We start from the raw sequence: 20,744 nt of genomic DNA on the forward strand, positions 1-20,744 counted from the left end.
TTAGCCACATTAGGAAAAACTCTTGATGTGGTTTTTGATGTAGGTTAACATTAGAGTAGTTAAATTTACATATAAATAAGGTTGGCAATTTTTTATATTAATGATAGAATGTTATTTGTTGTTTTGAAAACAGAATTATAACATAAAGGAAGTGATGTCCACATGGATTCGAAAAAAAGAAGCATAGTTATAGCTATAATGGTAGCAATGTTTCTTGGTGCTGTAGAAGGAACCGTTGTTACTACTGCTGTGCCAACAATAGTAAGAGAATTAAATGGTTTTGAGTTAATAAGCTGGGTTTTCTCTTTATACTTGCTAACATCAGCTATTTCTACACCTATATATGGAAAGCTAGCTGACTTATATGGAAGAAAGAATGTTCTTTCCATAGGAATAATAATTTTTCTAATAGGTAGTTCACTATGTGGCTTATCAAGAAGCATGCATCAGCTGATAGCCTTTCGTGCACTACAGGGACTAGGTGCAGGGGCGATTTTTACTGTAACTTATACTATAGTAGGTGATGTTTTCGATCTTTCAGAGAGAGCAAAGGTACAAGGCTGGATAAGCAGCACCTGGGGAATAGCTAGTCTTGCAGGACCGTTTTTAGGTGGTTTTTTAATAGATTATCTTTCATGGCATTGGATTTTCTTTATAAATATACCTTTTGGAATACTGTCTATATGGCTGCTTCAAAGAAATCTAAATGAAAATTTTACAAAGAAAAAATGCAAGATTGATTATGCAGGTACTGTAGCTTTATCCAGTGCTATTATATTCCTTTTATATGGTACAATGGCAGGAGGGAAAGGTTCTTTTTCTATAATGATATCTTTAATGGCAACGGCTTTAGCCCTAGCAGCCTTCTACTTTATAGAAAAAAGAGCAGAGGAACCTATCATTCCCTTTGAAATTTTCACAAAGACTAATATAATTGTAAATATTATTAGCTTTTTAGCTTCAGCGGTATTGATTGCAGCAGATGTTTATATGCCTTTATACATGCAAAATGTTTTAGGGTTTGGAGCAACTATTTCTGGGTTATCAATGGCACCTATGTCTGTAACCTGGCTTTTATCTTCAGTGGTTCTTGGTAAAGCTATACCTAAGTATGGAGAAAAAATAGTAATTGGAGTATCTTCTCTTATTATATTAATAAGCTGTATATTCCTACCAACCTTAGATGTTAACTCATCTCTATTGTTAGTTATAATCTATGTTTCTATAATGGGATTTGGTTTTGGAGGATGTTTTACAACCTTAACAATAGTAGTACAATCATCTGTAGATTATAGTAAAAGAGGGGCGGCAACGGCTTCTAACTCTCTTGTACGTACATTGGGACAGACTATAGGTGTAAGTGTTTTTGGAAGTATGTTTAATTTAAGTATTATTAAATACTTTAGCAAGTTAGGTATCATGGGCATAGATCCGAGTAATCTTTACTCTGCATCAAGTGCTAGCACAGGGGTATCTCTTGAACAGATAAAAGCTTCCTTAAACTCAGGACTTCACTTAGTGTTCATAGTATTAATATGTATTACTGCAATTAGTTTACTGTTATCTTTTACACTTCCAAGTGGATTAAAGAATGAGGAAGTAGCCTAGCAGATTATTGAGACACAAAGGTGGCTTAGCAATTAGACTTGGCAGCCTGTGCATATGGGCAGATATATAGTGCTCTGTTAGCCCTCTCATCGACAACAGCCTCTAATGTTGGCTCGATTTTCAAAAAGGTCAAATTTTTCAATGCATCTCTTCGAGAGCTGAAAAATCTGAATCCTTTTTGAACTCACCAACATAAGAGGCTGTAGTCTTGTTCGAAGCTAACTGCCGCACTATATATCTACCCACACACAGGCTACAAAGTTTTAATTCTTATTACAAGTTTCCTTTTGTCTAAATAAAATTACCCTTAGATTATAGGGCGACAAGCCCTTGTGTTATAAGATTTTTAATAGAATTGCAGAAGAGTTTTTACTAAATAAACAGTTATTTTATCTGTCCGGAGGGACTCTACAAAGTATTTAAGCATAAAAGAATAAGTGTCATAGCTTGATTAAGAACCTTTCATTTACCAGAATTACAAACTTTAAGTACATAGAGTAGTTATATCTACGCTCCGCATTTTTATTTATAAGTTTTAACAATTAATCTGACCAATAATACTACTAGCACTTTGGTTTATTAGCTATGCTACCGCATAGATTTTATATGTGATGACGGATATAATAAAACTTTTGGCTGCACTAAAAACAGGTGTGTAGGTAGAGGTATACTGAGTAGAAAGCTTCGAATAAGGGTTAGAAGGTCTTATGCTAGCGATTTCCAAAATGTTAACGAAAACTCAGCTTTCGCAGAAAGCATTGAGTTTGAGTTCATTTTCGAAGTTGAGCCAGCATTAGACCTTCTTCCTGAAATGAGGGCTTTCAAGCAGTATACCTCTATCGGTCACACCGGTGTTCAGTGCACCAAAACTTTTGTGTCCCATCATATTTTAAGTGTTATCATTTCTACTCAAAAGTCACAGTTAGATATTCTGAATTTGTAATTTCATCTGTATAATGGCTCCAACTGTAAGCTCCGTCTTTCCAAAGCTCATTGTATATTTTAGTTACTGCCTTTTCTACATCATAAATATTTTCACTGTAATTTGAAATCCTAAAGGTTAACTCTGAGTTATTTTGTCTAACAGTTTCTTTTATAGAACTATAAAACTCGTTATAGTTTTTCACTACTTTAATAGCGTTGCCTCTTCTGTCCTTCTCTACTAAGTTTAAATTATTAAAACTGTAGGTTGTACTAGTGCATTTTGGATAATTGTTTTTATTCCATCTATGATTTTTTACTATTTGTTCATCGGTAATATTAAAGTAAGAATATCTAGGTTCATTAGAGTTATTTTCCGTAACTGGATCATTCCAAGTTGGATCTAGGTGATAATATTCACCACCTATTTTAACTATATTCCAAGCATGACTAATCCAGCCAGTTTCGTCTTTAGCTTCACCAATTATTATTTTTGACTCAATGCCAACAGCTTTTAGCAGCCTGTCCATAAGCTCTGCATATCCTTGACAAACTCCTGTCTTATTTGCTAGTAAACCATAAGCAGTATAGGATTCCTTTGGCATATTTTTAGTAAATAGTCTTTCATCGTACTGAGCATTATTTACTATATAATCATGAAGAGCAGCTTCCTTTTCATAATCCTTCATTTCTGGTTTTATAACTTTATTTACTATCTCATCAACCTTTTGTTGCACAAATTTTTCTTTGTTTATCAGATTTTCTTTACTATCATAATACTTAAAGTTAAGTGTTAACTTTGCTGGAATAGAATTTACCACTGTTATAGTTGTACCTTCAATAATACCTAATAATTGAGGAGTTTCCTGTAATATTTTACCAACTACATCTAAATTATAAGTCTTTTCACTATAATTTAATGTTCTTAAAGTTAAGGTGCTATCATAATTAAGCATTGCATCCTTTACAGCAGCATAGTATTGATCATAATTAGTGACTACCTTTAAATCTCCACTATTGATTTTGCTTCCAGAAAGCTTGTACCACACCTCCTCTGTCTTATCATAGTAAACCATACTAAAAAAAGCAAATAGTAAAAGCATACAAATTCCTAGAAGGATTCTAAATCTTTTTTTAAACATAATAGTCTCCTTTTATTCCAATAGTTCATATTTCGAAGTTAACATAGTTCCTTTATAAGCACAATGATAATATAAATACAGCTTTAGTAATTAATTCATAATAAGGTTTTTATTAAATTTATAGATGTAAATTTCCAGTTTATATAACTTAAATATGGTTAATATAATATCAGGCTTTCACTATTAACTATTTGGAGGAGAAAAATGGATATAAAAAGTAATGTGGATTTAGAAAAGCTCAATAGAATAGATAGCGGGCAGTCCTTTGAGTATAGGGATATAGTTAAAGAGGATTTGCCACTTAGCAGACATCCAGAAGATGGAGCGTTGTTTAAAAAGGAAGTTGAAGATGGTGTCGTTGATGATGTAGTAGTTAGCGATCCAGGAGCTAACCACATTGAATATAAAAAGTTATAAACTAAATTTGGAGGTGTTATAGTGAGAAAACTTTCAGAAGGTGAATTATTATCTTTAACAGGATTATTAACAATGGAAAAGGATGGCTTAATATTAGCAAAGGCCATGCAAAATCTAATAACAGATGACGAATTAAAAAAACAGGCAGAGGCTAGCGTATTAGCTATGGAAGGCAGGATAAAAGGTATACAGCAATTTATAAATGAAAATGAAATAACTGGGGAGGTGCAATAGTATGGCAAATTTCATAAGCAATATGGTTAAAAACGGAACAGATATGGATGATGCAGTTATAGCTAACAGCATGATGGGGTCTGCAAAAGCTGCTGCAGATGCCTATCTTAATGCTACTATGCTTAGTGCAACTCCAGAGCTAAGAGCTATGTATGCATCAAGTTTAAATCAAATAATTGCTGGTCACTCAGCTCTTGTAGAATTAACTGTAAATCGTGATTGGGAAAAACCTTATAATTCACCTGTACAGCAGTTAGCTGAGGCTTATGATAAATCTAAAGACACAGTTTAGTTAAATATATTTTACAAAATAAACCAAAAGATATCTGCCTAAAATAACAAGCAGATATCTTTTTTGATGAATAAGAAAACATTTAGAAAGGAAATGGAGGAGTAATTATGTATTTTGGATATAAAAAAGGTTTTTCTTCATGTCCGTTTGGTAAATACATAACATCTATTGGAGTATTAATAAGCATTTTAATTACAAATAGTGGATGCACTAATTTATCTTCAAATTCACTGCAGCCAGCAGCACCTCAGGGAGTTAATATCCAGCAGGGAAAAACAACTATAGGTAACAGTACAAGTGCCTCAGAAGTGGCCTCAAAGGTATCTCCATCAGTAGTTGGAATTACAGCAACGGTTATTGGAGAAGGTGGGAAAAAGGTACAGGGAGTCGGGTCGGGGATTATAGTGGATGAAAGGGGATATATTTTAACTAACAACCATGTAGCAGGAAGGAATGTAGAAAATATAGTTGTATATTTATATGACGGCAGAGAAGTAGGTGGAACAAATCTTTGGGCTGATCCTGTTCAGGATCTTGCAGTTGTTAAAATTGACACAGATAGGTTAACGGCAGCGGAACTAGGTGATTCACAGGGAATAAGAGTGGGAGAACAGGCTATTGCCATTGGAAACCCATTAGGACTAACATTCCAAAGAACAGTGACTGCAGGAATTATTAGTGCGGTAAACAGGACTATAGAAGTTCAAGGAGGAAATTTCATGGAGGGGTTAATTCAAACAGACGCATCTATAAATCCAGGAAATAGCGGAGGACCACTAATTAATGCAAATGGTCAAGTAGTAGGCGTTAACACTGTAAAAGTGCTTACGGCAGAGGCTATGGGTTTTGCTGTTCCAATTAATATTGCTAAGCCTGTAATAAGCAAAATAGTCAGGGATGGTAAATTTGCAACTCCTACTATGGGAATTCAAGGATTAGATAAAGAGCTTTCTAAAGCATATGGGTTTAAGGCTACCGAAGGAGTGCATGTATATGATTGTAAGGATGGCGGATGTGCTCAAAAAGCTGGAATTAAAAAGGGAGATACTATTTTAGCTGTTAACGGAAAAGCAATAAATACTGCATGCCAATTAAAAGAAGAGTTATATGCAGTAGGGCCAGGAAAAAATATAAAACTCAGAGTAAAGGATACTAGTGGCAAAGAAAAGAATGTATCCTTCACTTTAGAGGAATGGAAATAAAATAATGGTTTAAATCATTTACCATAGATTTAGGCTAATTGTAGATGATAGGAGATGAGTGATATTAATACTAAATCACCCATCTCCTATAAGTTTTTACATTATAAAAAAGGTAAGTTACAAGTTATTTAATATCATATTTTTTTCCATAACTATTACTATGTACCTTTTCGTAATCCAAATCTTCTTCTTTATGGGCCTCTTTTATTTCATCTGGATATCCTATTGAAATTATAGATAAAACATTTATGCTATCTGGGATATTTAAAGTCTCCCTAACATAATTCTCAGCAGTTTTTCCTTCTGTATGATTTCGTTTTCTTATTTGTATCCAACAGGAGCCTAGCCCCATAGATTCTACAGTAAGCTGAATTATGGCTGAAGCAATAGATGTGTCTTCAATCCAAACATCGCTTCGGGAAGAATTTCCAAGTACAACTATGCCAAGTTGTGCATTTTTTAAAAAGGATGACCCTGGTTTTGAATGGGAAAGTCTTTCTAGTAGAGTCCTATCCTCTACTATAACAAATTCCCAAGGATTTAAACCTCTAGAAGAAGGAGATAAAAGAGCGCCTTGGACTATTTGAACAATCTTTTCCTTTTCAATTCTCTTATCTTCATACTTTCTAATGCTTCTTCTCTTCTTTAATAATTTCAACATACTCTGAGACCTCCTAAAATATAATTTGCTTTTAATTAGCTATTTAAAGAATATATATCGGAGAATTCAATGTCAATTCTCTCGATTTTGGATTTGGTATGTATCTCCTTTATGTTTTTAGCTTGACCTTCTACTATTTTTACAGGAAGCTCTACTATAAACTCAGTACCCACTCCTATAGAACTCCTTACGGATACCTCTCCTCCGTGAAGCTCAACAAGTGCTTTTACAAGAGAAAGACCAATCCCACTGCCCTCACTTCGTCTAGAAAGAGATTTATCAACCTGTCTAAACCTTTCAAAGATGATTTCTAGCTTATCCTCGGGGATACCAGGACCGGTATCTTTCACAGATATACTTATACTCTCACCATTATCGGATATTATTACGTTTATTTCATCTCCAGAGGTTGTAAATTTTATAGCATTGGATAATAGATTTAACATTATCCGCTCTATTTTGTCAGCATCAAAGCTCATAAATTTTTCTTCTATATCTGTGTCAAATATAAGGGTTATACCTTTACTTTCTACATATTCTGCTACGGATATAGTAATATCTTCAATTACACTAATTATATTATGATTTTTTAAATTCAAGGTAAAAAAACCAGAATCTATTCTAGATAAGTCTATAAAATTATTTACTAGTCTTAAAAGCCTATAGCAGTTCTGCTTCATAGTCTTCAAATAATTTCTCACCTTAACTAAGTTAGCAGAAGATACATCCTTGGTATATATAGGAAGTATTTGTACAGCACCTAGTATTACATTTAAGGGTGTTCTAAGTTCATGAGATATGTTAGCGAAGTGTTCAGTAAGTACTTTATTAAATTCTAGAGTTTCCTTTAGTATACGTTGATTTTCCACTATATCCTTTTTTAGTATTTCAACTTGTTTATCAGAGCTAATATCTCTCATAATGTCCAATATGGCAGTTTTGCCACCATAGATAATGTAAGTTGCGCGGCCTTCAATGTCAATAGAAGTCCCTTCTTTAGTTAAAATTTTAGATTCATAAGAATAAGAGATATTTTTTTCTGAGATTATTTTATTAATGGAATTTTTAAAATTCATCTTTTCATCTTCATGTAAGAAATTTGTAACAGCCAGTCCAATAAGATCATTACTATTTTCAAAGCCTACAAGTCTGGAGGCAGTGTCGTTTGCAAAAATAATTCTATTTTCTGCATATATCATGATAGCATCATGAGAATGTTCAATTAGAAGCTGGTAGCATTCGTCATTCTTTAAAAATGCCTCTTCCAATAGCCTTTTTTGATTGTTTTCGTTAAACAATTTTTCGCGAGTTTCTATGAAATCACTGTATAATTTTCTATATGGTTTCTTTAAGCCTATTTGTATAACCGCTTTATAAAGTAAGTAGAAGGAAAGTGCCCTTAGAACAAAGGCAGTTATATGAACAATACCATAAGGATTAGTGAAAATAGAAAACATAAGTTCGCTTAAAATTCTAAGGCCAACTGAAAGTTCCATAAATACAATCATTTCTCTATTTGATTTGTGTCTTGCTTTAAAAAATAGTACCATACTGCATAGAAAAATGAAGCAGGTTATGTTCCTTGTATAGGTATTAAAAGCGGTGAAGCCCTTATTCGTAATGTATACATTAGGAAATATTCTCAAATAGTATATAGATATTAATATGAAAAAGGTTACAATAAAGTATCCATAAAAGAATAGATTTATTTTTAACTTCTTAAAATCTTTATATAAAATTATGCTAGCTATTAAAGTTGCAACAGATCCTAAAAATCTAGCAGAGGCCCATAACTGAGAAGTTAGGTTTGTATGAGAGAAGCCTAAGGCTTTAGCTTGGCAGTAAGCAATGGTATAGAGGATATCAAGGCTGCCTACGAAACCGTAGCCTATACCTAGTACCAGTAGAAAATCATTTTTCAAAATATCGTAGGTATTAAGTGCAAATAAAAGCACTGAAAATCGTACTATTATACCAGTAAACATCATTGTACTATGAAATAATGAGTAGTTCTTTGGTGCTATAAAGAGGGAAGCTGTAATACATAAAATAATTCCGAATAAGTATGTAACTATATTTGACTTTGTATTTAATAAATTACACTTGTTGAATTTAGAGACAATTTGTTGCTCCATATAGCATTCCTCCTGCAACACAATAAACCTAAATTATACAGTTTATTATATTATTTTGTTAATAATACAATATTTGTCACCTATTCTAATATTATAGTATACTATATACTTTTTTTCTATATTTTTCATTAATGAAAAAACGACAGAAACCGAATGTTTACTCATCACTAAGAGATAAACTTCGGAGTTTCTAGGGAAAATTGTTTAAGAGCAAAAATTGAAAAACAATTAATTTATTTATCAATTTGTCACACATATATAGACAGCATTCATATAATATCCCTAAGAGTAATAAATAGGAGAATCATAATAATGTACTGCGAAACTTGTTTAAGTAATTTTGTCAAAAATTTTTTGCCACCTATGGCAGAGCTTTTATGGTTTAAAAAACCCTATAAAAGATTGGCAATAATCACAGCAGACTTAGATGGAGATAAAAAGTCAGAAATAATTGCAGCCTATAAGTTAAAGGGTGAATGTTATGTTGTTATAATAAAAAACTACAAAGATGTATGGTGTGTAGCTGCTAGCATTAAAGGTAAGGGCTACGATATAAACTATCTAAATGCTAACAAGGTTGAAGATAAACAAACTAATAATCTAATAATAGGATGGCAAGTGGGGGCCATCTGGGCTGAGCTTGACATTTTTCAATGGACAGAAAAGGGGCTTAAAAACATACTCAATGAAGATATACCTTATAGTAAAATCCAGGTTAAAGACATGGTGGGAGACAATGTCAAAGATGGAAAAGCAGAAATAGCATTGTGGAAGAAGGATACGGGAAAGGCATATAAAGTTGAAGTTCTTAGATGGGATGGTAAAAAATTAGTTCAAGCTTTAGATGTATATCCTTATTATTTTAAAAAAGTGGTCTCATACTATGAAAATAGGGTAAAGGAATTACCGGAGGCTGCCTTTTACTGGTACTATCTTGCAGATGCTCAGTTAAAGGCTGAAATGCCGGAAAAAGCTTTAAGATCTGTCCATATGGCTATGAAGTTAGTTATGAAATTTAAATATGAATACCCTTCTGAGGATGATCTAATTAAACTAGAAAGAAAAATATTAGAAAAGTTACAAAATAGAAGTATAAAGTTATACCCAGCATCTGTAAAAACTATAGGTGGTGTAAAATGGGGATTTATAAGCAATAATGGTGATTTTATAATTAAGCCTATTTATACTAATGCATATAGTTTCCAGGATAATAATCTTGCAATTGTTCAAGAAAACAACCTTTATGGGGTTATTGATGAGACAGGAAAGTATGTTATCCAGCCTAAGTATGATACTATAAATCAATTTTCAGAAGGTAGGGCATCAGTGGTAGACAGTAGCGGCTTTAAGGTAATTGATGAAAAAGGAATTGAGTTAACTAAAAAATCCTACTCATTTATAGGAAGCTACAGCGAAGGAATGATAATAGCAGTAAGAACTAATACAGAGGGACAATGGCTATATGGATACCTAGATAAAGAAGGTAATGAAGCAATATCCTTAAATTATAAAGATGCAGGTGATTTTAAAAATGGTAAGGCTGTTGTTAAAATAGATGAAGGAGAATATGCACTTATAAATACTAAAGGACAAAAGCTAAATACTTATAAATATGCCTTTGTAGGACAATTAAATGAAGGCCTTTTAGCATTCAAGGAAAATGAAGAAGGTAAGTATGGTTATATAGATGAAAGTGGAAATGTGGTCATACCAACTAGATACACCAGTGTACAGCCTTTTAATGAAGGTAGAGCAGTGGTTAATGTTGCTGAAGATTATGGTAACAGTTATGGTGTCATTGACAGAAGAGGCAATTTTATAATTATGCCTAGGTATAACGATGTGAATTTGCTAGGAGAAAGTATGATCTCTCTGGGAATAGCTATTAGTAAAGAAAATCCACGTATAGGTTCAAAATATGCTATTGCAAATGCTGATGGTAAACTTCTTACTGATTTTATTTACTACGGTGTATCAAATTATAGCAGTGGATTTGCCTCCGCCTATGATAGTAAATATACATTTTTTATTGATAGAACAGGAATGGCAGCTAAAGGCCTTCCTAAAGTAGAGGGAAGTGGAGTACTATCCTTTGAAGGAGACTTGATTAGAGCAGAGGTTGACCAGAGGTTATCCTACTATAGCAAAATGGGAAAAGTTATATTTAAGCAAAATACTGTAATTCCATTGAATAATCAGTATGCTGTAAAGGAAGAAAAATATAAACCAAATAAGGATTACCTGGTGTACTATCCACAAGTTGAAGGTATGAAAAATAAACAAAGACAAAAAAAGGTGAATATCAAGTTAAAAGAGTTATCGCAGGTTAAACCTATTGATGGTGACATACAACTTGAATATAGTTACACTGGGGACTTTTCCGTTGAATTTTTCAGAAAGAATTTATTAGTTTTAGAGCTTGTGGGATACCAATATTACTTTGGTGCAGCTCATGGAATGCCAACTAGAGTTTATGCTAATGTTGATTTAGTAACAGGAGTATTTTATCAGCTTAAAGATTTGTTCAAAAAGAATAGTAACTATGTGAAAGTGTTAAGTGATATTATAGAATATAAAATAAAAAATGATAAACAGTATGAATACGTTTGGTTAGACAGTTACAAGGGAATTAAGGAGGACCAACCTTTTTATATAAAGGACGATGCTCTTTATATTTATTTTAATGTTTATGAAATCGCACCATATGTTGCAGGCACGCCAACCTTTAAAATAGATTTTAAGGATATCATGAATATTATCGACACTAACGGTGACTTTTGGAGATCTTTTAATTAGGTAAACTATTGTAAAGTTTAGGTAGTAAAATCCTAGACTTTACAATAGTTTTTATTATGTTACGGCTTAGAGTTAACAGAACTTGTTATAAAAATTTCTGTTTATTGGGATTATTATCATGTAACATGAAGGAATTTAAGGAATTTTATAGAATAATATATTTAGTCTCTTTTCAGAAAAGTGTAAATAGCGCAAAATAATAAAATATTTCAATATATGTAATAAATTTTTAAGAACTAAAATAAATTAAAGTATATGGAAAAGACCCTAGTTAATTAGGTTTACATAATTATTGTTAATAAATATTAATGCTTTAAGGTTAAATATTACCAGCTAGGTTAATTTCGTAAAAATATTTTATGATACTAGCTTGGCTTGTAATATTAATATATTAAAATTTTAAATACTTAGGGGGTACTTTTTATGAAAAAAGTAATTTCAATGGTAGTATTGGCAGCAGCATTAGCTACCGGATTTACAGGATGTAGTTCATCTCAACAAACAAGCAGTTCCACAGAAAATAAAAGTGAGAAGCCATCCATAGGATGCGCTATCTATAAATTCGATGACACTTTTATGACTGGAGTTCGTAATGCCATTTCTGAGGCTGCAAAGGACAAGGCTAATGTAGAAATAGTAGATAGCCAAAATTCACAGACTACACAAAATGATAAGGTTGACCTCTTTATAACAAAGAAGGTTAAAAGCTTAGAAATAAACCCTGTTGATCGTACTGCTGCAGGTGTAATTATTGATAAAGCACAGAAAGCTAATATACCAGTAGTATTTTTTAACCGTGAGCCTTTACCAGAAGACATGAAAAAATGGGATAAGGTTTACTATGTAGGTGCAAAGGCAGAGCAATCTGGAACAATGCAAGGAGAACTTATAGCTAAGTACTGGAAGGCTCATCCAGAAGCAGATAAAAACAAGGATGGAGTTATCCAATATGTAATGTTAAAGGGTGAACCAGGACATCAAGATGCTGAATTACGTACAAAATATTCAATAAAAGCAGTAGAAGATGCAGGATTAAAGACACAAAAGCTTGCTGAAGATACAGCTATGTGGGATCGTGTAAAAGGACAGGAAAAAATGGCTGCATTCTTAGCTTCAAATGGAGACAAAATAGAAGCAGTATTTGCTAATAATGACGATATGGCTCTTGGAGCAATAGAAGCTTTAAAAGCTGGTGGATATTTTAAAGGAGATAAATATGTTCCAGTAGTTGGAGTTGATGCTACTGCACCAGGATTACAAGCAATTGGAGACGGAACTATGCTAGGAACAGTACTTAATGATGCTAAAAATCAAGGTATTGCTACATTTAAAGTTTCAGAAGTACTTGCAAAAGGACAAACTCCAAGCAAGGAAAATATAGGTTATGATATAACTGATGGAAAATATATTTGGATAAACTATAAACCAATAACTAAAGACAATATGAATGACGCTAAATAAGGATTAATATTACAAGCTAAAATATTGTGAAGATAAAAACAAGGTGTAGTGTGATTTTCTGCTACTACCTTGTTTTCTGATTATAAGCAAGTAGATTTATTCTGGTCTATATAGAAAAGTTTATGTTTTAGTAGGTGAAAAAGTTATCACTTCTTTTCTTTGGCAAATTAAAGAACTACAGGAGGCGGTAGAGTGAATGAAGATAAATATCTACTGGAAATGAATAACATCTCAAAGGAGTTTCCTGGTGTAAAGGCATTAGATAATGTAACCCTTAAGGTTCGTGCAGGCTCTGTACATGCATTGATGGGAGAAAATGGTGCTGGAAAGTCTACACTTATGAAATGTCTTTTCGGAATATATAAACAGGATTCCGGTGATATATTGTTAAATGGTGAAAAGGTATTGACAAATAGTTCAAAGGATGCACTGGACTTAGGAATTGCAATGATTCACCAAGAACTTCACCCTGTTAAATTTAGAAATGTAATGGAGAATATGTGGCTTGGAAGATTTCCTATGAAAAACTATGGATTATTTAAATTGGTAGATGAAAAACAAATGTATAAGGATACTGAAGAGCTTTTTAAAAGCTTAGATATGGATATTAATCCTAACACCGTAGTTGGCAACTTATCAGTATCTGTGGTACAACAAATGGAAATAGCAAAGGCTGTTTCTTATAAGGCAAAAGTTATAATTATGGACGAGCCAACCTCATCATTAACGGAGAATGAGGTAGAGCACCTTTTTAAAATTATAAATGATTTAAAGAAAAAGGGTGTTGCGATAATTTATATATCTCACAAAATTGAAGAGATACTTAAAATATCAGATGAAGTAACCATAATGAGAGATGGAAAAAAGGTTGGGTCTTGGAACGCATCAGAACTTACCACAGATATTATAATATCTAAAATGGTTGGCAGAGACCTTACAAATAGATTTCCGGAGAAGGATAATAAACCTGGTGAAGTAGTATTAAAAATAGAAGGAGTTACATCCATATTCCCCAAATCCTTTAAAAATGTATCTGTTGAGCTTAAAAAAGGAGAGATATTGGGGGTAGGGGGGCTTGTTGGAGCTCAACGTACAGAGTTTTGGGAGGCAGTTTTTGGACTTAGAAGCATAGAATCTGGGAAGATTTTTATAAATGGTAAGGAAGTTAATATAAAGTCTCCCATTGATGCAAAAAAATATAAAATCGCATTACTTACTGAAGAACGTAGAGCAACAGGTATATTTCCTGTGTTGTCCGTTCTTGAAAATACAGTAGTAGCAAATGTAGATAACTATAGAAATAAGATTGGATTACTTAATGACAAAAAAAGAAGAGAAGATACAGAGGAGGGGATAAAAAAGTTTAGGACTAAAACTCCTTCTTTTAAAACATTAATTAAAGACTTATCAGGGGGAAATCAGCAAAAAGTACTTCTTGCTAGATGGCTTCTTACAGAACCAGATATATTGATTCTTGATGAACCTACTCGTGGTATTGATGTAGGTGCAAAATATGAAATATATACAATAATAGTAGAGTTAGCAAAGCAAGGTAAAAGTATTGTGATGATATCTTCGGAAATGCCTGAACTTTTAGGTATGTCTGATAGAATAATGGTTATGTGCGAAGGAAAACTTGCAGGGATAATCGATGGAAAAACTGCTACAGAAGAAAAAATAATGACCCTTGCAAGTAAGTATATGGTGTAAAATGGGGAGGTTTCTATAAATGGCTGATTTAGATAGAAAAAAGGTATTTGGTTTTATTAAACAGAATGCAATTTACATAGTTTTAGTAGTATTAATATTAGGTATTGCTGTAAAAGATCCTCGTTTCTTATCAGTAAGTTGTCTTCGAGATATTCTGATTCAGAGTTCTACAAGAGTAATTATTGCTTTAGGAGCTGCATTTATAATATTAACTGGTGGTGCAGATCTTTCCGCTGGTCGTGTAGTTGGTTTTTCAGCAGTTATTTCTGCTTCCATGCTTCAATCACCTGCATATACAAATAGATTTTATCCTAATTTACCTCATCTTCCGCTTATATTACCAATTCTAATCGCTGTAGCAGCGGGACTTGCAGTAGGTGTTTTAAATGGTTTTGTTGTATCGAGGTTTCAAGTACCGCCTTTTATAGCAACCTTAGGTACAATGGTTATTGTATATGGAGCAAACTCTATTTATTTTGATCTTCCTCCGAATAATTCACAACCTATAGGAGGATTAAGAAAGGATTTTTCAGAACTTGGGACAGGTTCTTTATTTGGGATTCCCTATATATTAATAATTGCTATTATAACAGTATTAGTGATATGGATAGTGTTAAACAAAACAAGACTAGGAAAAAATCTGTATGCAATAGGAGGAAACAAGGATGCAGCAATAGTTTCTGGTATAAATGTAAAAAGTAGTTTGTTATGGCTATATATCATTGCCGGCACACTCTATGGTATTGCTGGTGTTCTTGAGGCTGCGAGAACTGGTGGAGCAACTAACAATTATGGTAACATGTATGAAATGGATGCAATAGCAGCCTGTGTTGTTGGAGGGTGGTCAGTATCTGGAGGTGTTGGTACAGTTCCAGGAATTGTAGTAGGTGTACTTATATTTAGTGTAATAAACTATGGATTAACTTTTATAGGGGTAAGTCCTTACTGGCAGCTTATTATAAAAGGTCTTATAATTGTTTCTGCAGTGGCTTTTGATATTAGAAAATATATAGCTAAAAAGTAAGAGAAATTAGTATCAACAAGGGTACTATACTACAAAAAAGTGCATTATTGAATGATATCCTTTATATAAGGTAAAATAAGAATATCTACAACATAAATAGATAGAAAAAATAAATTGGTGTAGTGATTATTGCACTAAATATACTAAGGAGTGATATTATGCCAGTTGTAAAAGTAGGAATATCAAAACTTACTAAGGAAAAGAAAAAGGAAGTAATAGAAAGGGTTTCAGAAACATTAAGTGATATAACTAATATACCTAAACAAGCTTTTGTTGTACTTATTGATGAGTATGATGCTGATAATGTAGGTGTGGGCGGAGTACAGTTATCTGAACATAAGTAACTATACTGTTACAGCTTAAAGTATAAAAGTAATCTCCTGTAGTCAGACTTGGGATAAAGTCAATTACAGGAGACTTTTTCATGGTTAATTATATTTTACACTTCTATCTATTGATAAAAATAAGAGTTAAAAAATTACAAGAGGTATGTTTACAAAATTACTATTTTAGGAAATTAATTTATTCATTTCAACAGCAATATTTTTTAAACTCTCGGCACTGCTGGTTAACTCCTCGCTTACAGCTAGGTTTTGGCTTATAGACTTGCTAACTAAATTAAAATTATTTATAGCTTCCTTTGTGGTGTCAGAAATATTGCAATTAAAAGTAACAACATTTTCAGTTTCTAATAGAAGAGTATTAGTTAACTTACTTATTTCTTTTATATTTTTTCCAGAATCCTTTAACCCAGTTAGCATAATCCTAATGTTGTCAACAGCATTGTTTATAATAGCATCTCCATTGTTTATCTTTTCAGTATTCTCAGTCATGAGATGCTCTACTTGAATAACTCTTTCTTTAAATTCATTAGTAATTAGAGCTACATCGTTTAGGGAATTCCTTGTATTTTCAGCAAGAATTCTGATTTCATCTGCAACAACTGCAAAACCTTTTCCAAGCTGGCCTGCTCTTGCGGCCTCAATTGATGCATTTAACGCAAGAAGATTAGTTTGTTCAGATATTTCTCTTATTATAAAGAGTATATCATCGATTTGTTGAGACTTTTCTTCTAGTATCTTTGTAGCGTCAAAGGTATTTTCTACACTGTCTTTTATGCTGCTTATAATATTTAGAGTTTCAGTTAATGCTTCTTCATTTTGATTAGATAAATGAATGAGATTTGTAGAATTACTTTCAGTATCCTTGGCTTTAATTGAGATAGATTCATTTGCGTTTAAAAGTTCATTGAGTACTCTAGTATTTTCAGTAGAGTTATTTAACAGTTTATCTGCATCTTCAGAAATTGTTTGAGTAGTGTTTGATATTTCTTCCATAGCTTTACTTTCTTCCGTAGCTATAGCAGCTAATGTTTCACTTGAGCTTAGCAAGCATTTAGCAAACTCGGTAGTTTTATCAAATAAATTACGTATATTTTCGTTATTCTTCTTTAGTTCCTCTTCGCTTTTTTCAATAGAATTTAGCAGTCTGGATGAAAAAGATGTAAAAGCTATAATAGCAAAGGAAACTAGGGATATAGAGATTACTCTAAGAATCAACTCCCTTAAAAAGAACTGATCTGGCAATGTATGAGGGTTTGTAGTGAACAATATAATTTCAGAGATAACACTTAATATAATAGAAATTATATTCATCTTATTATCTAAAAATAGGGAACCTAGTATGATAAAATAGAATACTGTTACCCAAAGTTCTCTAGATGGAATTATAAAACCCATATATATGTAATTTATATAAGAGGCTGCAAGGATAACCATTTTTAGATCTTTAAAGACTTTATTGTTAAGCTTTTTATCTGCAATTGCCTGCCTATACATAACATTGAGAACAACTATTTCAAGAATACCTAGAAAGAATAGTATGATTAAATAAGTCCAACTAACTTCATTATATAAACCTATTAGTTTCATTATAGCAAACATTGATCCTGCTATTAATGCACTTATAGAGTAGATAACTATAACGAATTTTAATGTTTGCTCTTGATATTTAACTATAGTGTTTGAATCAATTTGCATATTATTATTCAACTCCTTGAAATTACTACCATTTGTACAATAGAGTTCCTATACTATATCCGGAGGCCACTGAGCAGAATATAACTATATCATCTCTATCAAATTTTTTATATTTTAATCTGTCATCTAAAGCCATAATGGGGCTTGTACACCCAGTATATCCATATTTGTTTCCAATGAAGGTTGCTTTACTTATATCGGCATGAAGCTTGTCTAAGGTTAACTCAAGATCTACTCGTGAAAATTGTGACATAAAATAATGGTTAACGTTCTCTGGTTTGTATCCATGATCTTGTAAAAGTTCTATAATTGTTTCACTCCATTTTTCCGAAAGAAAACTAAAATCAAAGGGTTTCCAAAACATCTTTTTGTCTTCAGAATCAATACAGCTGTTGGGAATATTTGACATACCGCATCCTGGCATAGTTATAGACCAATAGTAGGAATCATCTGTAAACATTCTAGAACCTAAAATTCCTCTTTCTTCTTCTTCCTCTTTTGCTTCAAGTACTAATGCAGCTGCGCCGTCAGCAGAACAGCCAAAGGCAACCATGTCATCTTCTCTAGCTAGTTTGCTAATTAGTAATGAGCCAACAACTAATATTCTTTTGTATTTTTTGTCAGTTTTAAGATATCTAGCGGCTATGTCCATACCGGTTATCATACCTATGCAATTAGAGTTAACATCGAAGACTGACGAAACATTCTCTGCTTTAAGCTGATTTTTGATTAAAAGAGCACAACAAGGTGATAGATATTCAGGGGTGTCTGAAACTGAGATAATCATATCAATATCAGATATAGATAATCCTGCATTAACTAAAGCTTCATTAGAGGCTCTAACTGCCATAGTAACACTAGTTTCATTATTATCGGCAAGTGTTCTAACTTCTCTACCTAACTTGGACATAAGCGCTGCAGCATGATCTTCAAGTTGGTATTTCTTAAAATGCTCGATAAAATAGTGATTGTCCAATTGTTTGTTGGGATGATATGCTCCAACTCCAACTATATGTACATTCTTATACATAGTAACTCCTCCTAATAACTTGCTGCAAAAACAAAAAATAGCAATGCTAAGCAATACGATTTTTAAACAGCGTTAACCTAGCAACCTGACAATCATAGGAAAATATCCTTTAGACTCATGGCTTTGCGTCCTTATCTTTAGATAAGTTTGCCTTGTTTAGTTTAACTATTATTTGTTTAAGCTACTATTTTAATAACAGTTTTAATTATACCATAATTTTCATAAAACTCAACATACCTGTTAAATTATGTCTAAAGTGTGTTATACATGTCATTAAACATGAATTATGTAAAAATAAGGGTAGTTAGGTTGTGATTTACACAAACCTAACTACCCTTATTAGTAAGTTGACAATCTATTTTATTTTTCTACCAGCCTGTCATCGCTAAATTCTCCTACAATAACTTCTCCATCAACGCAGACAAACATACCCTGTCCTTCCTTTTTATCATCTTTCCATTGACCTATGTATTTTTCACCGTCTGGCCAGGTATGAACTCCTTCACCATGTCTTAAATCATTTTTCCAGCTTCCTGCATAAGTGTCGCCATCAGACCAGATGTAAATGCCTTCTCCTGATTTTTCACCATTTTCCCAGTTACCTATGTATTTTTCACCATCTGGCCAAGTATATATTCCATAGCCATGCTTTTCATCATTTTTCCATTCTCCAATATACTTCTCTCCAGATATCCAGGTAAGAGTACCTTGACCATTCATTTGGTTGTTGTGCCATTGACCTACGTATTTACTGCCATCCTTATAATAGTAGGTTCCCTGTCCTTCCATTTTGCCATCTTTCTTATCTCCAACGTAGGTTCCGCCATGAATATGCTGCTTAACTATAGGTTGAGGAGTACCTACCTTTACCTTGTCTAAGTCAACTTTAGTTAATTGTAATTTCTTCATATTTTATCTCTCCTTTGGGTATTTTTCTAGTTAGGCCTAAAATGTAGTTTTTATATGTTTTATAAATATAAATCTATTCATATTATAACCATTTTATCCGATGACTACCCGCTCTAATACTCCCTGTTCTGCAAACAGGGAGTAAAGAGCGGCTACGTCCCTGGATTCCTAGTTTACACTTCATAGAATGGTAAGAATAATATTATCACATAATGGAATAAGAAGATATTAGAAATAAGAATTATAGCGAGCTAAGTTAACTAATATTGAAAGTAACAAATTCCCTTCAAGAAGCATAAGATGATACAATAGTGCTGATTTAGGAGGATTTTATGGGAAAACATAAAAAGACTAATCTACTTAGGCAGAATAATTCTAATCTATCAGAATCAACTAAAAAACCTGAAATAATCAATCCTAAAAGAAAAAAGAAAAGAATAGTGGGAGAAGTTAAAGAAAAAAGAGAAAAGAATGTTAAGCACTTTTTAAAAGAAGATCTAACCTTTGAAGCAGTTATTTATAATGAAAATGTTCACTATTATAGTGATGGGCAGTGGAAAGATATAGATAACTCAATAATAGATAGTAAAGACGAAGAAAATAACGATGTATTTGAAAATAGGGAAAATGACATTAAAATTAAGATTGGTAAAAAGGTTAAAAATAAGAAATTAGTGACTATTAGAAAAGATAAATATGAAATATCTTGGGGAATTGATAAAGCTTCAAATTCTAATGGTAAAGTAAAAGGTAAAGAAAAGTTGAGATCTAAAAACGAGCATCAACCTAGAAACAAAAGCAGTGATAAACAAGTTAAATACAGACAACAGCAAGATGAAAGCAACAAAATCATTGAAACTGAAAATCTAAATAAACAAACTCTAAAAAACATCTCATCTACAGTAGAATTCCAAAATGTGTATCCCAATATAGATTTACAATACACAATAATTGCAAATAATTTAAAAGAAAGTTTAATAATCAAAAGCAAAGTAGATAATCCTGTATTTACTTTTAATTTGAATGTAAAAAATTTGGTGCCAAAAATTCAGCAAGACTATTCAATAGTATTTTATGATGATAAGGACACATCAATAGTTGTATTTAAGATTGATCCACCCTTTATGTATGATGGAAATGGAGAAACAAGTGAGGATATTAAT

General features: G+C 32.4%; 17 protein-coding genes and 1 riboswitch. Of the genes, 11 read left to right on the forward strand and 6 right to left on the reverse strand.

What is annotated here, in order from left to right:
• The first annotated feature begins 162 nt into the window (after positions 1-162).
• Positions 163-1,608 (forward strand): MDR family MFS transporter, encoded by a 1,446-nt coding sequence (locus tag N4T77_RS14590; RefSeq protein WP_261672563.1) that lies wholly within the window; start codon positions 163-165, stop codon positions 1,606-1,608.
• Between the two features lie 905 nt (positions 1,609-2,513).
• Here N4T77_RS14590 and N4T77_RS14595 read toward each other — a convergent pair.
• The gene (locus tag N4T77_RS14595) at positions 2,514-3,671 is read right to left on the reverse strand and encodes a transglutaminase domain-containing protein (protein WP_261672564.1); all 1,158 of its coding nucleotides are present in this window, start codon (positions 3,669-3,671) and stop codon (positions 2,514-2,516) included.
• A 204-nt stretch (positions 3,672-3,875) separates the two neighbouring features.
• Between N4T77_RS14595 and N4T77_RS14600 the strand changes: the two genes are divergently transcribed.
• The 4 genes from N4T77_RS14600 to N4T77_RS14615 all read left to right on the forward strand — a co-directional run bounded on the left by N4T77_RS14600 (position 3,876) and on the right by N4T77_RS14615 (position 5,816).
• Positions 3,876-4,088 carry a hypothetical protein gene (locus tag N4T77_RS14600; protein ID WP_261672565.1) on the forward strand — a complete coding sequence of 71 codons (213 nt, stop codon included), beginning with the start codon at positions 3,876-3,878 and terminating at the stop codon, positions 4,086-4,088.
• Positions 4,089-4,109: 21 nt separating this feature from the next.
• Positions 4,110-4,322 carry a hypothetical protein gene (locus N4T77_RS14605; protein WP_261672566.1) on the forward strand — a complete coding sequence of 71 codons (213 nt, stop codon included), beginning with the start codon at positions 4,110-4,112 and terminating at the stop codon, positions 4,320-4,322.
• A 1-nt stretch (position 4,323) separates the two neighbouring features.
• Positions 4,324-4,614, forward strand: a complete 291-nt coding sequence (locus N4T77_RS14610; RefSeq protein ID WP_261672567.1) for a spore coat protein — start codon at positions 4,324-4,326, stop codon at positions 4,612-4,614.
• 107 nt (positions 4,615-4,721) lie between these two features.
• Positions 4,722-5,816 carry a S1C family serine protease gene (locus tag N4T77_RS14615; RefSeq protein WP_261672568.1) on the forward strand — a complete coding sequence of 365 codons (1,095 nt, stop codon included), beginning with the start codon at positions 4,722-4,724 and terminating at the stop codon, positions 5,814-5,816.
• A gap of 124 nt (positions 5,817-5,940) precedes the next feature.
• Here N4T77_RS14615 and N4T77_RS14620 read toward each other — a convergent pair whose 3' ends face one another.
• Entirely contained in the window at positions 5,941-6,477 is a 537-nt protein-coding gene (locus N4T77_RS14620; protein WP_261672569.1) for a nitroreductase family protein, read from the reverse strand.
• Positions 6,478-6,512: 35 nt separating this feature from the next.
• Entirely contained in the window at positions 6,513-8,612 is a 2,100-nt protein-coding gene (locus tag N4T77_RS14625; protein ID WP_261672570.1) for an MASE3 domain-containing protein, read from the reverse strand.
• Positions 8,613-8,924: 312 nt separating this feature from the next.
• Between N4T77_RS14625 and N4T77_RS14630 the strand changes: the two genes are divergently transcribed.
• The 5 genes from N4T77_RS14630 to dmpI all read left to right on the forward strand — a co-directional run bounded on the left by N4T77_RS14630 (position 8,925) and on the right by dmpI (position 15,947).
• A complete protein-coding gene (locus N4T77_RS14630; protein WP_261672571.1) occupies positions 8,925-11,408 on the forward strand; it encodes a WG repeat-containing protein in 2,484 nt (827 codons plus the stop codon).
• A gap of 423 nt (positions 11,409-11,831) precedes the next feature.
• On the forward strand, positions 11,832-12,869 hold the full coding sequence (locus N4T77_RS14635; protein WP_261672573.1) for a galactose ABC transporter substrate-binding protein: 1,038 nt from the start codon (positions 11,832-11,834) through the stop codon (positions 12,867-12,869).
• 219 nt (positions 12,870-13,088) lie between these two features.
• Entirely contained in the window at positions 13,089-14,579 is a 1,491-nt protein-coding gene (locus tag N4T77_RS14640) for a sugar ABC transporter ATP-binding protein (RefSeq protein ID WP_261672583.1), read from the forward strand.
• Between the two features lie 19 nt (positions 14,580-14,598).
• Positions 14,599-15,603 (forward strand): galactose/methyl galactoside ABC transporter permease MglC, encoded by a 1,005-nt coding sequence (gene mglC, locus N4T77_RS14645; protein WP_261672574.1) that lies wholly within the window; start codon positions 14,599-14,601, stop codon positions 15,601-15,603.
• Positions 15,604-15,761: 158 nt separating this feature from the next.
• On the forward strand, positions 15,762-15,947 hold the full coding sequence (dmpI, locus tag N4T77_RS14650) for a 4-oxalocrotonate tautomerase DmpI (protein ID WP_261672575.1): 186 nt from the start codon (positions 15,762-15,764) through the stop codon (positions 15,945-15,947).
• Positions 15,948-16,112: 165 nt separating this feature from the next.
• On the opposite strand, the gene N4T77_RS14655 is transcribed toward dmpI, so the two are convergent.
• The 3 genes from N4T77_RS14655 to N4T77_RS14665 form a co-directional block, all read right to left on the reverse strand.
• Positions 16,113-17,642, reverse strand: a complete 1,530-nt coding sequence (locus N4T77_RS14655; RefSeq protein ID WP_261672576.1) for a methyl-accepting chemotaxis protein — start codon at positions 17,640-17,642, stop codon at positions 16,113-16,115.
• A 25-nt stretch (positions 17,643-17,667) separates the two neighbouring features.
• Positions 17,668-18,672: a ketoacyl-ACP synthase III gene (locus N4T77_RS14660; protein WP_261672577.1), complete on the reverse strand. Its 1,005-nt coding sequence runs from the start codon at positions 18,670-18,672 to the stop codon at positions 17,668-17,670.
• A gap of 76 nt (positions 18,673-18,748) precedes the next feature.
• A riboswitch (cyclic di-GMP riboswitch) is annotated at positions 18,749-18,834 on the reverse strand.
• A 198-nt stretch (positions 18,835-19,032) separates the two neighbouring features.
• On the reverse strand, positions 19,033-19,581 hold the full coding sequence (locus N4T77_RS14665) for an MORN repeat-containing protein (protein WP_261672578.1): 549 nt from the start codon (positions 19,579-19,581) through the stop codon (positions 19,033-19,035).
• A gap of 332 nt (positions 19,582-19,913) precedes the next feature.
• Here N4T77_RS14665 and N4T77_RS14670 point away from each other — a divergent pair.
• Positions 19,914-20,744 (forward strand): hypothetical protein (locus tag N4T77_RS14670; RefSeq protein WP_261672579.1); only part of this gene is annotated, 831 nt, incomplete at its 3' end.

Source organism: Clostridium sp. CX1 (assembly GCF_025398335.1).
In the GTDB taxonomy this organism is placed as follows: Bacteria; Bacillota; Clostridia; order Clostridiales; family Clostridiaceae; genus Clostridium_AM; species Clostridium_AM tanneri.

What these genes read in the sequence shown, in the direction of transcription:
- N4T77_RS14590 (WP_261672563.1), top strand. Translation starts at nt 163, where the DNA reads ATGGATTCGAAAAAAAGAAGCATAGTTATAGCTATAATGGTAGCAATG.
- N4T77_RS14595 (WP_261672564.1), bottom strand. Translation starts at nt 3,671, where the DNA reads ATGTTTAAAAAAAGATTTAGAATCCTTCTAGGAATTTGTATGCTTTTA.
- N4T77_RS14600 (WP_261672565.1), top strand. Translation starts at nt 3,876, where the DNA reads ATGGATATAAAAAGTAATGTGGATTTAGAAAAGCTCAATAGAATAGAT.
- N4T77_RS14610 (WP_261672567.1), top strand. Translation starts at nt 4,324, where the DNA reads ATGGCAAATTTCATAAGCAATATGGTTAAAAACGGAACAGATATGGAT.
- N4T77_RS14615 (WP_261672568.1), top strand. Translation starts at nt 4,722, where the DNA reads ATGTATTTTGGATATAAAAAAGGTTTTTCTTCATGTCCGTTTGGTAAA.
- N4T77_RS14620 (WP_261672569.1), bottom strand. Translation starts at nt 6,477, where the DNA reads ATGTTGAAATTATTAAAGAAGAGAAGAAGCATTAGAAAGTATGAAGAT.
- N4T77_RS14625 (WP_261672570.1), bottom strand. Translation starts at nt 8,612, where the DNA reads ATGGAGCAACAAATTGTCTCTAAATTCAACAAGTGTAATTTATTAAAT.
- N4T77_RS14630 (WP_261672571.1), top strand. Translation starts at nt 8,925, where the DNA reads ATGTACTGCGAAACTTGTTTAAGTAATTTTGTCAAAAATTTTTTGCCA.
- N4T77_RS14635 (WP_261672573.1), top strand. Translation starts at nt 11,832, where the DNA reads ATGAAAAAAGTAATTTCAATGGTAGTATTGGCAGCAGCATTAGCTACC.
- N4T77_RS14640 (WP_261672583.1), top strand. Translation starts at nt 13,089, where the DNA reads ATGAATAACATCTCAAAGGAGTTTCCTGGTGTAAAGGCATTAGATAAT.
- mglC (WP_261672574.1), top strand. Translation starts at nt 14,599, where the DNA reads ATGGCTGATTTAGATAGAAAAAAGGTATTTGGTTTTATTAAACAGAAT.
- dmpI (WP_261672575.1), top strand. Translation starts at nt 15,762, where the DNA reads ATGCCAGTTGTAAAAGTAGGAATATCAAAACTTACTAAGGAAAAGAAA.
- N4T77_RS14655 (WP_261672576.1), bottom strand. Translation starts at nt 17,642, where the DNA reads ATGCAAATTGATTCAAACACTATAGTTAAATATCAAGAGCAAACATTA.
- N4T77_RS14660 (WP_261672577.1), bottom strand. Translation starts at nt 18,672, where the DNA reads ATGTATAAGAATGTACATATAGTTGGAGTTGGAGCATATCATCCCAAC.
- N4T77_RS14665 (WP_261672578.1), bottom strand. Translation starts at nt 19,581, where the DNA reads ATGAAGAAATTACAATTAACTAAAGTTGACTTAGACAAGGTAAAGGTA.